Source organism: Flavobacterium sp. HJ-32-4 (genome assembly GCF_022532105.1).
Taxonomy (GTDB): domain Bacteria; phylum Bacteroidota; class Bacteroidia; order Flavobacteriales; family Flavobacteriaceae; genus Flavobacterium.
The window spans coordinates 1,376,456-1,392,493 of record NZ_CP092832.1 but is presented as its reverse complement, the minus strand read 5'-3'; the positions used below and the strand labels follow the sequence as shown (position 1 = coordinate 1,392,493).

11 protein-coding genes are annotated in these 16,038 nt (G+C 52.8%); 4 read left to right on the top strand and 7 right to left on the bottom strand.

Annotated features, from left to right (window positions below; all coding sequences use genetic code 11):
• Window positions 1-50 precede the first annotated feature (50 nt).
• Window positions 51-7,694 carry a T9SS sorting signal type C domain-containing protein gene (locus MKO97_RS05650; protein WP_241105090.1) on the top strand — a complete coding sequence of 2,548 codons (7,644 nt, stop codon included), beginning with the start codon at window positions 51-53 and terminating at the stop codon, window positions 7,692-7,694.
• Window positions 7,695-7,792: 98 nt separating this feature from the next.
• Window positions 7,793-8,305 (top strand): AraC family transcriptional regulator, encoded by a 513-nt coding sequence (locus tag MKO97_RS05645; protein WP_241105089.1) that lies wholly within the window; start codon window positions 7,793-7,795, stop codon window positions 8,303-8,305.
• 43 nt (window positions 8,306-8,348) lie between these two features.
• Here MKO97_RS05645 and MKO97_RS05640 read toward each other — a convergent pair whose 3' ends face one another.
• From MKO97_RS05640 to crcB, 6 genes are all read right to left on the bottom strand, one after another.
• The gene (locus MKO97_RS05640) at window positions 8,349-8,999 is read right to left on the bottom strand and encodes a DNA/RNA non-specific endonuclease (protein ID WP_241105088.1); all 651 of its coding nucleotides are present in this window, start codon (window positions 8,997-8,999) and stop codon (window positions 8,349-8,351) included.
• A gap of 44 nt (window positions 9,000-9,043) precedes the next feature.
• Window positions 9,044-10,339 (bottom strand): hypothetical protein, encoded by a 1,296-nt coding sequence (locus MKO97_RS05635; protein ID WP_241105087.1) that lies wholly within the window; start codon window positions 10,337-10,339, stop codon window positions 9,044-9,046.
• Window positions 10,336-10,668 (bottom strand): hypothetical protein, encoded by a 333-nt coding sequence (locus tag MKO97_RS05630; protein ID WP_241105086.1) that lies wholly within the window; start codon window positions 10,666-10,668, stop codon window positions 10,336-10,338. Before MKO97_RS05630 ends, MKO97_RS05635 begins: the two co-directional genes overlap by 4 nt.
• Before the next feature lie 7 nt (window positions 10,669-10,675).
• Entirely contained in the window at window positions 10,676-11,416 is a 741-nt protein-coding gene (locus MKO97_RS05625) for a M15 family metallopeptidase (protein ID WP_241105085.1), read from the bottom strand.
• 2 nt (window positions 11,417-11,418) lie between these two features.
• A complete protein-coding gene (locus tag MKO97_RS05620; protein ID WP_241105084.1) occupies window positions 11,419-13,047 on the bottom strand; it encodes a hypothetical protein in 1,629 nt (542 codons plus the stop codon).
• Window positions 13,048-13,269: 222 nt separating this feature from the next.
• Entirely contained in the window at window positions 13,270-13,635 is a 366-nt protein-coding gene (gene crcB / locus MKO97_RS05615; protein ID WP_241105083.1) for a fluoride efflux transporter CrcB, read from the bottom strand.
• 214 nt (window positions 13,636-13,849) lie between these two features.
• Between crcB and MKO97_RS05610 the strand changes: the two genes are divergently transcribed.
• Window positions 13,850-14,245 carry a hypothetical protein gene (locus MKO97_RS05610; RefSeq protein ID WP_241105082.1) on the top strand — a complete coding sequence of 132 codons (396 nt, stop codon included), beginning with the start codon at window positions 13,850-13,852 and terminating at the stop codon, window positions 14,243-14,245.
• On the opposite strand, the gene MKO97_RS05605 is transcribed toward MKO97_RS05610, so the two are convergent.
• Window positions 14,246-15,403 (bottom strand): ATP-binding protein, encoded by a 1,158-nt coding sequence (locus MKO97_RS05605; RefSeq protein ID WP_241105081.1) that lies wholly within the window; start codon window positions 15,401-15,403, stop codon window positions 14,246-14,248. It lies immediately after the preceding gene.
• Window positions 15,404-15,523: 120 nt separating this feature from the next.
• On the opposite strand from MKO97_RS05605, the gene MKO97_RS05600 reads away from it, so the two are divergent.
• Window positions 15,524-16,009: a DUF1761 domain-containing protein gene (locus MKO97_RS05600; protein ID WP_241105080.1), complete on the top strand. Its 486-nt coding sequence runs from the start codon at window positions 15,524-15,526 to the stop codon at window positions 16,007-16,009.
• Window positions 16,010-16,038 lie beyond the last annotated feature (29 nt).

Here is a 16,038-nt window from a genome sequence, read left to right as displayed (position 1 = left end):
CCGGGCTTGAAACGATGTACAAACCTTTTATCCCCAACACCCTTTACTGTATGAAATCGTATAGTCTTTTCGCTTTCGTTTTTTTCCTGTTCGTCGGTACGATGTTTGGCCAGTGTCCTGACAACCCGCCGGGCGACCAGTTGACCAGTGGTACCAACTCGTGGATCGGCTATGTCTATGCCGAAACCGATGCCTCGACCCCTCCATCGAATGCCTTTTCGACCACCTATCGTGGGATGATTATGGCGAATGCCCAATTCGACATGGATCTGGGTGCCGATGCCCTTTCGGGTCCGGATCTGTGTGGCACCTACACCAATAACTTCGCCATCCGGTACCGGATGGAAAAAACCTTTACTCCGGGCTTTTACGGATTTACCGTAGGTGGTGCGGATGGGTACCGGCTTAGCGTCGATGGTGGTAGCACCTATATCCTATCCAACTGGACAAACCATCCATATGAGACCACCTCGGCCTCCGTTTACCTAGACGGTCCTGTAGAACTGTTACTCGAATACTACAACCAAAACAGCATAACGAGGATTAGCTTTTCTTATACAGAATGCACCAACCGTTCTACCGCTCCCACCGGCCTTATCGTCCCGGAGGAAAGCTGTGTGAACGCACCCATTACCCTCGCAGCAACCGGGGGCTACGAAGCACCGGGTGCGCTTTACGAATGGGGCACCGGCAACTCGGTTGGGGCTAACATCCTACCCGGACTTTCCACAGCTACCGTAACGGTAACGCCAGCTGCTACCACTACGTATTGGGTTCGCCGCATCGATGCGGCACCTTGTAACGTAACCACTTCGGGCGTTACGGCCACTGTCACCGTCTCCCCCGTTTCCAGCGCACCAACCGCCATAAACGGGAATACCACTGTTTGTTTCGGTACGAATACCACGCTCACCGCAGTTGGCTATGTGGGCAGTATCCAGTGGCAAAGTTCAACAGACGGAACGGTTTTCATTGATGTACCGGGCGAAACGGCGCCTTCCTATTCGCTTGAGAATGTAACGACGAACCTGTTTGTGCGAACGTTCGTACAGAACGGCAGCTGCGCGGGTGTCTATTCAGCTCCCGTTGCGATAACTGCTACCACTTCATCCGTTTCCGGATTTGTATCCGGCGGAGATGTAGTATGTGTAGGCACCAACAGTAGCACCCTGATGCTGTCTGGATATGTAGGCACCATCCAATGGCAGTCTTCAACCGATAATACGGCGTTTACCGACATACCGGGCGAAACAAATAACACACTCACCATTATCGACCTCACGGAAAGCCGCTTTTACAGGGCTCGGGTTCGCAACGGCGTTTGCCAGGCCGTGTTCTCCAATGCCACAAGCATCATCGTCAAACCGTTGGCCGTACCTGGAACGGCCGTTGGCTCAAATGCATTCGTATGCCCGGGCCCGAATATGACCACCCTGAGCCTATCCGGTTTTTTGGGTACCCTACAATGGGAGCAATCGACAGACGGGGTTACGTACAGCCCTATCGCCAATGCCACTTCCGCTTTGTATACAGCCAATAACCTGACCACCACTACATACTTCCGTGCAGCCGTATCGAACGCGCCCTGCACAAAGGTATATTCAAACGCGGTGCTCGTCACCGTCAACACGCTGCCGTCTTTGACGATCTCGGGTAGTAGTGTGTTGTGTGCCGGACAAAACAGCAACCTACTGACTGTAAGCGGCACCGCCGACACCTATCAATGGCAGTCATCAACCGATAATGCTACTTTTACGGATATTGCCGGTGCGACGGGCACATCCTACACAGCCAACAACATCGCCGTTGGCACCCTCTACCGCGTGCGGGCCACCAACGGACCCTGCGAGTGGTTTTCGCCTATTTTCAATGTCTCTGCCGTTGCCTCACCGAATGCAGGTACCGTATCGGGTCAAACGACCGTGTGTGCATCAACCAACTCAACGACCCTCACGCTTACCGGAAGTAACGGAAGCATACAATGGCAGTCGTCGACCGACGCGGTGACCTTCACCAACATACCGGGGGCAGTCGCTTCGGCGTTCACGGCCATCAATATTTCGGCGACGACCCACTACCGCGTAATGGTTTCAAACGGCATTTGTCCGCCCGTCTACAGCAACGTCGCGACGCTGACCTATTCGGCAGCGGTTGCGGGCACCATCTCCGGGGGCGGCACGATTTGCCAGGGAGGAGTGGCCACCCTCACCGTAACGGGTTCCAATGGCAGCATACAGTGGCAATCGTCAACTAACAACACTACGTTTACCAATATTACAGGGGCTACGGGTCCCATCTACCTGGCTGTCGGGCTGACAGCGAATACCTATTTCCGGGCGCGCATCTCGGGTGGAAGTTGCGGTACGGCCTTCTCACCTTCTACCCTTGTTACGGTGGTGTCGGGCATCCCGACCGGCATCATCAGCGCTCCTGGTACAAACAGCAACACCGCGTTAGGCATTGTATCCGGTTCCAACAATACGGTCATGACGTTAACGGGTGCGAGCGGCACCTATCAGTGGCAATCGTCTCCTGATAACCTGGTCTTTACAGACATCCCCGGTGCCACGTCCACTACGTACACAGCCATCAACCTTACGGCTACCACCTACTACCGCGTGGCTATCAGCCAGGGAGGTTGCGTCGTATACTGTCCGGTCTTCGCGCTGACGCTTTGTGGTATACCTGCAGGCGACCCTTCAACCTATGGCACGGGCGGAAACTGGCGGATTTATATGTATGCAGAACATGAGGGTGCCAACCCGCCCGCCGACCCTTTCAATGCTTCGCTTTTCAAAGGATGGACCAACTCTGTTGGCATCGAAAACTTCGATTTTACGATGGGCAACATCGGTGTCATAAATGGCACGGGAACCATTTGCGGCGCTAACTGGGGCTTCAAAAACAAAGCCTACCGTTATCGGTTGACCAAGAACTTCGCTGCCTCCACCTACATATTCCGCGTAGGGTCGAACGGCGGCTACCGTCTCAGTGTCGATGGGGGCGCCACCTGGATCATCAACCAATGGAACTCTACCGGCACCTACAACGCCACTTCTTCAGCGCCTGTGAGCCTGAGCGGCAATGTGAACCTGGTCATTGAATACTTCAACCTGGCGACCTATAATGCGCGACACACGTTCAACTCCTGCGACCAGGCATCCGCTACGGCGATACCGAACATCATTGGTCCGGATACGATGTGCCTGAATACGAATGCGACACTGGGCATTAATTTTAACTATGGCGCCAGCTGCCAGTGGGGAACGGGAACTACAGCAGGTCAAAATGCCATTTCAGGGGCCATCTTTAACCTTATTGCCGTCTCACCCACCCAAACCACTACCTACTGGGTACGTCGCTTTAACCCTGTGTGCAACACCTATGGCGCAGCGGCTTTCAAAACGATAACGGTCAACCCTGCGGTGCCGGTTCCATCAGAGATGCCGTATGGCAATGAAAAATGGATTGGGTATGTGTATGCGTCGAAGACCTTCACGAACGCCACAACGCCTGCCATTGCGTTTGGCAGTTCGTATGCCTATGCCGGTTACATAACCACCCCATCGGATACGTTCTCGTATACGGCCTACGGTCCGGGAAGCATCACGACCGTCCCGACTCAATTCCTGACCTCTACCCTCTGTGGGTATTTTGAACGATCCTTTTCCATTCGGTACAAAATGACGAAGAACTTTACCGCAGGCTACTACACGTTTACGGTAGCAGGAAACGACCGCTTTCGGCTGAGTCTGGACGGCGGCGCTACCTGGGTTGCCGAAAGCTGGCCAGCAGGAGGGGCTCCGGTCATAACTCCAAGTGTTACCTATTCGACCTATCTTAGCGGATCGAAGGACCTCGTCCTCGAATTCAACCAACATGCCGACACGTATGTACTGAGCTTCAGTTATGTCGCCTGTACCAACCTCTCTACTCCCCCCACGACAATTTCGGGCACAACCACTATTTGTAGCGGCAACAGTACGACCCTGACCGCTTCCGGGGGTACACATGTCACGGGCAGCACCTATGAATGGGGAACAGGTTCGGTCATAGGCGAAAACGTCCTCACGACCAGTGCGGCGACGCTGACGGTTTCTCCTACCACCACTACTACGTATTGGGTGCGCCGTAAAAACGCACCGGCCTGTGCCCAGACCACCGGTTCTAACACAGCGCCTGTATACACCACCGGAATTACGACCACCGTAACCGTAGCGGGCGCCAATGCCATCGCCGGCACCATAACCGGCGGAGGGGCGACCGTATGCGGGGGGACCAACAGCACCGTGCTGACGTTGACCGGCAGCCTGGGCACTATACAGTGGCAGACATCGACCAACAACACCAACTGGACCAACATTCCGGGTGCGACCAGTGCAACCTATACGGCTACCAACCTTACGACTAACACGTACTATCGCGTGGTGCTGAACAATGGAGGTTGCAGCGCTGCCACCACTGCTTCCGTCAACATCCTTGTATTACCTGGCTCCGTAGCGGGTACGGTATCCGGGGGCGGCAGTGTATGTGCGGGACAAAACAGTGCCAGCCTATCCGCCAGCGGTTATTCCGGAAGCGTGCAGTGGCAATCATCGGCCGATAACATTACCTTCGCTGACATAACGGGGGCAACGGGTGCGACGCTCAACGTGTTCAACCTTTCCGCCACGACCTACTACCGCATTAAGGTTGCCAACGGCAGTTGTCCGGCCGTTACGTCGTCTTCGGTTGCGGTAACCGTCAATCCACTGTCAGTTGCGGGCGTTGCAACCGGAAATAATACGGTGTGCTCGGGTATCAACAGTTCGACCTTGACCTTGGCAGGTTATTTGGGCGATGTACAATGGCAATCGTCAAGTGACAACGTTACATTCGCCAACATCCCATCGGCAACGGGTCCTTCGTATACGGCTACCAACCTTATGTCCACTACCTACTACCGTGCCATCATCACCAATGGCGCGTGTCTTTCGGTCACTTCGAATGCCGTGGTTGTCATCGTAAACCCGTCACCGCTTGCGGGCACGATCAGCGGGGCTGCGACGGTTTGTTTCGGAAACAACGCCACGACCCTTACGTTAACAGGTAATACCGACTCTATCCAATGGCAGTCATCGACCGACAACGTCAACTTTACGACGATTCCGTTTGCCACGTCCCCCACGCTGACCGTCTACAATTTGGTCACCACGACCTATTATCGCGTGGTGCTCTCAAATGGCATTTGTACGAGCACCTCGCCTGAGAGTGTGGCCATTCAGGTCGATCCGCTTTCGGTAGCGGGCAGCATACTCGGCTCCACCACGGTGTGTTCGGGTAACAGTGCCCAATTGCTACTTACGGGATCGGTGGGCACCATCCAGTGGCAATCGTCGACCGATGACGAAGTGTTCACCGATATCCCGGGAGCCAATACGCCGGTGCTGACAACCGACAACCTCGAAGCGACTACCTTCTATCGCGCTATCGTGACGAGTGGCATCTGTTCTTCGTCCACTACCACAAGCGCGGTGGTGTATGTACGCCCTTCGAGCGTACCCGGTACGGCAAGCGGTGGCACAACGGTTTGTTCGGGAATAAACGCGACACCCCTCACCCTGACAGGGTATGTAGGGAACATCCAGTGGCAGTCCTCTACCGATAACATCAATTTCACCAACCTTTCCGGTGCTACCAGCGATGTGTATACTGCTGTTAACTTAACGGGTACGAGGTTCTATCGTGCGGTGGTCACCACCAACCTCTGCTCGTCGACCCTTTCCAATACCGTTGAGGTAACGGTCCTTCCCTTCCCGACGGCTGGAACGATTTCCATCTCCGGCACGACACTTTCCACGATCAGTGTGTGTTCCGGTTCGAATTCAACCCTTCTCAACCTGGTTGGATCGGCCGGGTCACCACAATGGCAATCGTCGCCTGACAATATAACCTATACCGACATCGACGGCGCCACCGCTACGTCGCTGACCCTGACAAACGTAACCGCTACGACCTATTACCGGGCGGTGATATCGAGCAACCTGTGCGGCGCGTCGCAGACGAGTTCACCTATTCTGATTAAGATACCGCCGGTTGTCACGTATAACGGCTTCTGGTCGGGTATTCCAAGTGCGACCACGGATGTCGTCGTGGCATCCAACTATACACTGGCCAACAACCTCAGTGTTTGTTCGTGCCAGGTAAATGCGGGCGCACAGGTAACCATCCCGTCAGGAAGAACCCTTCAGGTGCAGCGCGATATTACGGTTGACCCAACAGGATCGCTCACTGTTGAAAATACGGGAAGCATCCTACAAATCGACGATGCGGCCATCAATTCGGGTATCATCACGTACAAACGGAATACGATGCCTCTCAAACAAGACGATTACACCTACTACAGTTCACCTGTGACGGGACAAACATTGGGTGGCGTTGCCTCGCCTTCGTTTCATTATTCCTTCGACACCCTTTCCAACACCTGGGTCGGCGAAACCCCCATCACGTTAATGGTCCCCGGCAAGGGCTATATTGTGCGGGCGCCCGATAACCTCGACTATACCACGCCGCTGATATTGACTACGTTCTTTATGGGAACTCCGATCAATGGATTGGTAACGGCCCCTATATCAAAAGCGGGGGAGAATAAGTATAACCTAATCGGGAATCCGTATCCGTCGGCAATTGATATCGACCGCTTCATTCTCGACCCAGCCAATACCAACCTGGTCAACGGCACGATTTATCTTTGGTCGCACAATACCGCCATTTCGACAGATAATCCGGGGCCGGATACGCTGAACTATAATGGTAGCGACTACGCGAAGTACAATCTCACAGGGGGTGTGAGTACGGCCAACCCAGCACTTACAGGAGGAAACATTCCTTCCGGTAAGATTGCAGCCGGACAGGGCTTCTTTATTGAAGCGAATGACAATCTCGCCGATGGCACCTACTCAGCGGTGTTCTCGAACCGCATGCGTATCATAGGCCAAAACAGCCAGTTCTTCCGGAGTGCGGCACTCATGCAAACTCCGACGGCCTCTGATAAAAATCGTTTGTGGCTTGGGCTTTCCAATGCGGCGGGGCTGTATGACCAGACACTTGTCGGCTATGTAGACGGTGCTACCAATGAATTCGACACCAAATTCGACGGACGCGTGTACCCTGCCGGTAATCCGGTATCGCTTTACTCGCTGTTACTGCCCGAACGCCTTTGCATCCAGGGACGGGCCTTACCGTTCGACACATCAGAGATTATACCCCTGGGCTATACCGCTTTGGTTGCCGGAGACTTTGAAATCGCACTTGACGCCTACGATGGACTGTTTGAGGGGCAGGATGTCTTCCTTCTCGATAAAACGTCGGATACTTATCACAACCTTAAGACGACTCCCTACTCGTTTACCACCGAGATCGGAACATTCGAAGAACGCTTCGAAATCAGGTTCAATGCACCGCTTTCGAGCGAAGATTTTGAAACCACGCCTGTTCACATCCGCTACTTTGATGGTGCTATCCGGATTGCAAGTGACGCGTCTTCCATTGAATCGGTCGTGATTTTCGACCTATTGGGAAAACGCCTTTTCACTGAAACAGACATCGCAAGTACTTCACTGGAAATACCACGTTTGCCAATTGCCAACCAGATGGTCATAGTAAAGGTGGTATTGGACAACGGACAGGAGTACCATAAGAAAATGGCCCTGTGATACTCGCATACACCCATAATTAACTACCAAAACCAATCATGGACCGTGGAAACAACCTCATTTTCACGGTCCGGCCCTCGGGTCATAAACCATCGCCTATGAAAACAGTAACCCTTTCCTCCCAGCCCGTGCCAACGGCACTTTTCAATAACGTGGCACTGCCATTTCCAGAAGCGCCGGTTGAGGTACCACAGCGGCCGCAGTTAAAGGTCGTCTATACCCGTAAAGCGCCTACACCTCAGCCCGAAACCATCACGAAACCGACAGTCGATTGCGCTTGGCCTAAAACGACGTTTGTACAAGATGTGTCGAACGCTATCCGTACCTTGATCGAAGCAGGCTCGTTCTCGGCTTCCAAACTGGCAACCCATTTGGGGCTAACGCAAAAAGCCCTGACGGCCGCCGTTTTCCGGGTAACCGGTGACGGCATTTCCGCCTTGGCCATGCAGGTTCGTCTTGAGATCGCACACGAACTTCTGACGTCCACAAACCTTCCCATCGATACTGTTAGGGAGTGCGCCGGCATACGATCAAAAGCGTATTTTTCCGACATGTTTAAAGAAAAATTCGGCGTGACGCCACGCGAATTTTGTATGAGTAAACAACGCTGATGGGGCAACCGATCGGGTTAGTAAACCCATCAACCGCCAGTCGTCACCAATCAACCGTATAGCCTACTTTCTGCTTCAGTTCGGCCAGTGTCACTTCTTTATAAGACTTGCTGGTATCGTTCGGAAAAAGCAGGCAATACAACACCTTTCGGGTATCGGCTTCGTACACGATTTTATAGCAGTAATCGGGAACGCCAATGCGATTGGGTCCGTAGGTTTTGGTACCGAAGATACCGCCAGCGACGATAAACAGTCTCTTCTTCTGTGACAGTTTTCGTATCTGCGTTTCCCACGTTTTCCAAATGCCGCGGTTCAGTCGGGGTACCTGTGGAAGGCAATTGTAGTAGCAGAACGTCGCACGATCGAGATCACAGTCATACGCGAAATCTTCGGCATTGGCAAGATGGCCCTTGTCATAGGCTTTATCGTAGTCGTCGTCTGTGGCTGTATTTACGCCGCATTCGTCGAAACGCATTCCGTCCCGATCACAGTCACCACCACCTTTATACAGGGTGTAGGTCACATACAACGGCTCGCGCAGGGTATACGAAAAGTAGGATTTGTAGGCGGGGGTCGTTACGATGGTATCCACGCGTACCTGGGCGTAAGTAGACGCCACGAATACCATGAACAGCGCCCATCGACAGGCCGAAAACCGCGTGAAAAAAGAATGGGATGTAGGTTTTTCTGTCATATAGCTATTAGTAACATCCGCCATGACGCGGTCGCTTTATCTCACTACAAAATTTTATTACGCTTCGGTCCGCCGAAACCAAAATTCACCGACAGCACCGACAACAAGGTCTCTCCCGGGTCAAATGCCTGGCGAAACGTGCTGCCGAACTGGTAGTTCAGGGCGATATCAGCCGTTAGCCGATACGTAATCGAAGCTGAATATTGGAAATCACTGTCGCTTCTTTTGACATAAAGAGTTTCGCCAGTTCCGCTGGTGCCTGCCGCCTCGAGGGTCGATGCACTACGCCCAACAGCTTCCGCAGAAACGGAGAGCTTATCAAACTCGGCCGACAGCGCGAATCCGTAGTCAAAATTATTACGGAACACGTCCGTGCCTGGGAAATACCGATCGAAATACCGGGTGTTGTACCATTCATAACGCAGGACACCGGTCAGGGAGAACGCTTGCAACTTCCCTCCAAAACGCCAGGAAGGTGCCATCCATAACGACTGACGCGGCACCATCGAATACGACGTTTCGTTGGTGGGAAAGCTAAGGAAGCTGCCGTACGCGAAGTCGATACGAAGGCCTTCACGTTTGAGCATGTAAGCCTTAAGCACTTCATATTGCTCGCCGAGGGCCGCCCTGACAATTTCACGGAATTTGCTTATAAAGGTCGATTTGCCATCCGATCCTTCTCCCATTTCTATATTCTCCGCTTTCTGGTAGGATGTTTCCAAAACGCGATCGGCGAAATCGACCCGGTGGTAGGTATCGATCAGCAATTGCCGGAATCCTGGCTTAATATCCGCCAGTAAGACGTCTTTTGTGGTAGCTGTCGAACGTTGCATCATCCCACGGAGACTGGCAGTAATTACCATATTATCCCTAATTGAGGTAAGCAGCGTCTGGATGGAATCCGCATCGCGTTGGTTCCCGAAGAAAACAGCCGTACGAAACCCGAGTCCGAGTGCCTTGGTCGCCGTACTGTCACCCAACAGGAACTTTTGCGCCGTCGCGATGGAAAACGACGCATTCCGCCATAGCTGCTTCCCCGCCGGGCCACCGGAAAGGTACTCCTCTATCGTCAGTCCGTGGTTCTCCCACCAATAGGGCGTAAATTCCAATCCGATATCGTCAAGGATGCCGACATCTCCGTCCGCATTTCGGAAGCCCGTGTATAAGGCTGATTCCAAGGCCCGCATTGATTTCGGACGCAACACCACATTAGGCTGCATCCCCATAACGGCCGCCGCCGGCGAATCGGGTAATGCCAACGCTTCTCCCGGAATCGGGGTCGACTCCTGGGCTGTCGCAACAGCGCACAGCATCAGCAAACCATACCAAAATCGTTTCATGAGAATGTCAGGTCGATATTAATCGAAACGTCCGCTGCCACAGATTTCGGGTTAGAATGCACCAACATTTCGGCGCCGTCGAGGTCGAAGGCCAGTTTTATCTCGTCTTCTTCGGGCGCTGGGTTGCGCACCTCGGTCGTGATATACACCGTGGCGCCTTTTGGGATTACGCCCAACGACACCGTTCCGGTAGCATCAGCCGTTTTGGTTTGACCAGACGGAAGTACGGCGGTCGTAACTGCGATATTGGCATCCGACAACAACCGTACGCGAAGCGAACGACCGCTACTGCCGGCAGGCGTACTGATGGGGTAATCATAGTCTTTCATCGTATGACTACTTTGCCCTTACTTCGAAGTGCATCCAGTCGTAGTTCTTCTCCCATCCCAATGACACGAAATTATGCCGATAGAATGCTGCGATCATCTTGCGGTATTCCGGACGGGCAAAACGGGCCGTCGCGCTGGTTTCTTTCAATTGGTTACGTTCTGGGTCGAGGTCGATCGCCACGCCCCAACTGTGACGCGAATAATCGTCGCCGCCACGCATTTTGCGGAAGTTGAAGCAGCCGCCATAGAGATCGATGCCTAACTCCTGTATCTTCGGCAGACCATAGTCTTTCAGGATATCGGCGAAGACTTTCTTAAGGTCCTCGGCTACGAGTTTGTGACAGGTGATGGACTTAACCGAGCTTTTCGTATCCCAGGCCAAACGCATCGGATAAGGGAGCTCGATCTTTACCAGATAGTCGGATCCGTCTTCGTCGGGCTTGCCAAAACGCTGCACCAGTTCGGGTGTCGTTATCATGCGGCCGGCCTTTTGGATGGTGACATCATTTGACGGTGGCGTTACCGGATCGGGCAATACGCCGATTACTTCCACTCCACCACCCCAATAGTATTGCCCGTCACGATCACGGTACCATTTGCCGAGATCGCTGCGGACGTCTGTTACTTCGATACCTTCGAAGGTGAACCCTTTGGTCACGGTGCCGGAAATACTTCCCGGATCGGGTAACTGGGTTGGAATTTTGTTTCGTTTGTTTAACGTGTTGGCTGTTACGCGAATTTGTAGCATACTTATCCTACGGCCTCCTCACCGCTTTGTTGGTTATTAACTGTTACTTGTATTGGTGGTGCTACCGACGGCGGTGCCGACGGCGTTATTTTAGCTGTATTATCGCCGGTTTCTTTTTTACCCGCGCCACGAAGCGTCACCAGTTTGTTGAGCAGGTCGAACCAGAACGGCGCGCCGAGGCAAATTCCGAAGGCTAACACCAGGAAACCAAGGAGTTTCCGGGCGTTCATCGACCAGGCCATATACCTTACGCGCATGGCAACCGGATGGTCTTTTTTAAGCACCGCGAAATAAGCGGCATTCTCAATGGAGTCACATTTGAGATGGGCCCTCTCACGCAGCAGTTTTTTCTGAAGGTCCAAACGAGCGATCTTTTTGGAATGGAGCGCCGCGGCCGCCCGATCGGTGGTACGCGCCAGTGCCTCGACCGGTTTCAGGCGATTAATCGAGTCGAGGGCGATGTCAAGATCCAGACTGATTTTCTGACCCAGCATTTGCAGGGAATCATTCTTCTCATGGCTGCGTCGCCAGGCGGAGGCAAAATCGACACCCCACCATGACGGGTCAACCTTGACGTGGTTAATGTAGGATTGGTCGAATTGCCCGAACTCATTCCATCCGACCGACAGGATGTTATTGGCGGTTGAGATATCGCCGTCTATGGTTTTCCGCGCTTCGTCCATTTGGCGATCGTAGCGCTGTCGCAAATCCTGGAGTTCGGCATTTTCCGCTTCCGTCAATCCGTGCGCTTTGGCGGAATCGGTGAGTTGTTGCACCCGTGGATCGTCTTTGTATTGCTCAGACGCCTTCATCGCCATATTGACCAACTTGTCGCGGGCGTCTTTGTCGGTGCTCAGCCGACTGGATATCTCAATGGTATCAACGTTGAAGAAAAATGCGATACCCAACCCAATGAGAAAGAGGATGAACTGCGTCTTGCGTTTGTACCAACCCGACACACGGCGCATCGAATCGTCGAACCAACTCTCAAGCCGGCTACAGAACGTATGCAACTGGTCGTAGCTGTTGCGGAGGTGCATCTCCAAAATCCGGCACGTCTCTTTCGGTAAATAACAAACATGGGAATTGTCGCTTTCATAACACGTAATGTGGTACGTCAGGATTTCCCGTATCTTCTTCGCATCCGGCAGGCTGCGCAAAAGCTCCTCGGTTTCCGCCTGTGAATGGGTAACGCCGTTCTTGATCTTCTCTGCGGCGATAACGGCCACGTTTTCTGAAAAGTCTTTCAGCAGGATGTCCAACAGCACAGCGGAAAAGTTATCCCGCGGAATGTAAGACGGTAACGGAAAGAAATGGCTTTCACCATAGTTCTTGATGAGCGGATGCTTGTAAAATCGATCCCCCAGACCATCACATTCGTTCTTGGGCGCCAGTTTGACAAGCACCTTCAATTGCCGAAACCACGCTTTTGCCTTGAAGAGCGCTGCTTCCCACTTACTGATTTCAGGCGTATCGGAAAGCATGTTCTCAATGATACTCTTTCGAAGCATTTTCGCACGAAGGCTGAGTCCGGTCGAAATGGCCTCCTGTATGGACGTCGCCAATAAGCTATACAACAGGAAAATGAATACCAACCCGATGGCGATATCCAAAGCGGGAGAATTAAACATGTTGTGGCAATTTAGTGTGAGAGACCGAACGGTATACACGTCTCAGCGGCGAGGGAAAAACAGGCAACCCGCAACCGTTTCCGGCAGGTACTACGTGGCTCATGTTGTGTTTTGTTTGGTTCGGGAGCAGGCGATGCATCCGACTAATCGACTGACATACCTACCCTCACGGCTAAGATAAGATAAAACGGTTCTACAAAAGCACGTAGAAATACGTGTTTTTTAAGCGCCTGTGAAGATGCGCATTCCTAAGACCACGAGAGCCGTACCTAGTAGCATACTGCCTGCCGCATACGAAACGGCGAGGAAGTAGTGTCCGTTCTGGACGAGTTGCATCGTCTCATACGTAAACGCGGAAAACGTAGTAAAGCCACCACAAAAACCCGTCACGAGCAAGAACCGAAGACCGGTGTCTTCGGGCGCCAATCGCCCCATCAAAGCGCCGATGAGAAAGGAACCCAACAAGTTGATCCCAAACGTCGCCCATGGGAAATCTCCGGGCAGGGCGCGCGGCACCCACTGGGAAACCAGATAACGGAAGACACTTCCGAGGGCACCACCGATGGCGACAAGAACGAGGGTTCGCATGGGGTAAAGATAGGGAAAAGAGAGGAGTGAGAAGAAGGAGGAAAGAGGCAATAAGAGAGAAGAAAGAAGAAAGAGGAGAGAGGAGAGAGGAAGGGGACGACGCAACATGACTTTGATTATATCTGACGTCCTACCTGTTGAAACTGTCAGAACCTGGTGAAATTCTGTAAGAGGCAAACGTGCGGCAGGAGGTAACTTCGGAAAAACAATTGTCATGGAAACCGAACACCCACACCACGAGGGCACGTCTCCCTCCCACCCTGCCAAAACGATGACCCGCGAACACGACGACTCCATCAGTCGAGAGCACCAGGACCGCCTCCATGAACGGGAAGGCCGGCCCGACGGAGATGATTTTGCCTATACGTCGGAAGATAAATACCTGGCACTTGAACAGCCTGGTGTCAGCTATACGAAAACGCCGGAAGACCTAACCTTATCCGATACGATGGAATTTGGGAATGAAACCGAAACACAAAAATTCCATACGCACAGTGAAAATTCCCGCAACGCGGATGCCTTTTCACAGGATGACTATTTGCTGCGCGACAACCTCGAGGGGGATGACGACCAGGGAAGCTCGATTTCATCCGACGACGCGCCACTGTAATCAGGCAGGAATAAAAAAACGGAACTCCGCGCCTACGCCCGGCTGCCCGTCCGCCTCGATAAAGCCACCGTGCTGCTCGAGTATTTTCTTGCAGATGGCCAGTCCTACTCCGGTACCTTCATACTCCTTCCTGCCGTGAAGCCGTTGGAAGACTTCGAAAATACGGTCTTTGTATTGCGGGTCGAAACCGATACCCGTATCCGTCACGGCAATCTTCCAAAACGCACGACCGTCGACGCTGACGCGTTCTGCCCCTACCCTAATTTCGGGACGCTGCCCGGGCTTTGCATACTTGATGGCATTGCCGATCAAATTGGCAAATACCTGCTGCATCGGTAGCCGACGGACGGTAAGCGTCGGTAAGGAACCTACTTCAAGGATGGTATCGATGTCATCAACCACTCCTTCCATATTCTGTAATGCCTCTTTAAGGACAACCGATAGCGACACTTTTTCAGGCTTCTGCTGGCCTGTTCCAAGTCCGGAATACCCCAGCAACGCCTGTATCAGGTGCTGCATGCGGCCGGCGGTGGCTACGATGTTTTCGAAATACGAAAGTGACGTCGGTGACAACCGGTCGCGGTCGTTTTCAAGGATGCGACTGGTAAACATCTGGATTTTCCGCAACGGCTCCTGCAGGTCGTGGGACGCGATGTAGGTAAACGACGCCAGGTCTTTGTTTTGCCCCTGCAGCAGCGCATTCATCTGTTCCAATCGCAACGCGGCGATTTTCTCAGGCGTGATGTTTTTGGACGTCACCGTAACCGAATCACCCAGCTTTTCGACCGTCGCTTCCAGCCATATTTCGTCTCCGGAAGCGTCGGTCGCGACTTCATACGTCACGGTCTCACCCGTTTCCAGTGCCTTCACAAGATGGTCAAAAACGCCGTTGTCGAAAATGCCTGGGTATACCTCGCGGCAGGTTTTGCCGGCAACGTCTTCCGGTTTCAGTCCAAAATTGGCCGGTACCTCTGGATTGGTATACGCAATGCGAAAGTCGGTAATCGTTCCGCTGTCATCACGAACCGGCTCATAGCTGGCGATACCATAATGGGTAGAATGCAAAATAGCTTTCAGGAACGCCTCCGAACGCTCGAGTTCCCGCAGGCGCAGCTCGGGTGACAATGTCGCGTTGGGTTCAGATGAAGATGTGGGCATGGTGGGAAGTAGGCATGTCTCCTGAAAGATACAAAAAATCGACGGCGTTTGAATGGGGCGCATCGTCCGGTGCGAAAAAAAAGCTACTTTTGAGTCAACCAACCTTAAAACACCAAAAAAATGGGAGAACTTTTTTTACACTGTGCCGTCGCGGCACTCGTGAGCTTCGTGGTCGGGTTTATCTGGTACAACCCGAAAGTGTTCGGCAACGCGTGGATGAACGCAGCCGGCTTGACGGAAGAAAAACTCCGGAACAGTGGACGTAACATGGGCGTCGTATTCCTTTTATGCTATGTCTTTGCTTTCATGGCCGCCATCATGCTCCAAAACATCGTAATTCACCAAATGGGCGTTTACAGCTACTTTGGTGACAGTCCGGAGAAGTTGAAAGCCTTTATCGATTCCGCTCCTGAATTTGAAACGAAATGGCGTACGTTCAAACACGGCGCACTCCACGGAACCATTCTCGGCGTCTTCCTGGCATTGCCGATGGTCGCCATCAATGCGATGTTCGAAATGAAATCCTGGAAATACATTTGGATCAATACCGGTTACTGGGTGGTCTGTTTCATTTTAATGGGTGGTATCCTTTCCGCCTGGATATAACGCACAATACGCATCATCACCGCCCCATC

Excerpts from the sequence above, each read along its gene's own strand:
- MKO97_RS05650 (WP_241105090.1), top strand. The coding sequence starts at position 51 with ATGAAATCGTATAGTCTTTTCGCTTTCGTTTTTTTCCTGTTCGTCGGT.
- MKO97_RS05645 (WP_241105089.1), top strand. The coding sequence starts at position 7,793 with ATGAAAACAGTAACCCTTTCCTCCCAGCCCGTGCCAACGGCACTTTTC.
- MKO97_RS05640 (WP_241105088.1), bottom strand. The coding sequence starts at position 8,999 with ATGACAGAAAAACCTACATCCCATTCTTTTTTCACGCGGTTTTCGGCC.
- MKO97_RS05635 (WP_241105087.1), bottom strand. The coding sequence starts at position 10,339 with ATGAAACGATTTTGGTATGGTTTGCTGATGCTGTGCGCTGTTGCGACA.
- MKO97_RS05630 (WP_241105086.1), bottom strand. The coding sequence starts at position 10,668 with ATGAAAGACTATGATTACCCCATCAGTACGCCTGCCGGCAGTAGCGGT.
- MKO97_RS05625 (WP_241105085.1), bottom strand. The coding sequence starts at position 11,416 with ATGCTACAAATTCGCGTAACAGCCAACACGTTAAACAAACGAAACAAA.
- MKO97_RS05620 (WP_241105084.1), bottom strand. The coding sequence starts at position 13,047 with ATGTTTAATTCTCCCGCTTTGGATATCGCCATCGGGTTGGTATTCATT.
- crcB (WP_241105083.1), bottom strand. The coding sequence starts at position 13,635 with ATGCGAACCCTCGTTCTTGTCGCCATCGGTGGTGCCCTCGGAAGTGTC.
- MKO97_RS05610 (WP_241105082.1), top strand. The coding sequence starts at position 13,850 with ATGGAAACCGAACACCCACACCACGAGGGCACGTCTCCCTCCCACCCT.
- MKO97_RS05605 (WP_241105081.1), bottom strand. The coding sequence starts at position 15,403 with ATGCCCACATCTTCATCTGAACCCAACGCGACATTGTCACCCGAGCTG.
- MKO97_RS05600 (WP_241105080.1), top strand. The coding sequence starts at position 15,524 with ATGGGAGAACTTTTTTTACACTGTGCCGTCGCGGCACTCGTGAGCTTC.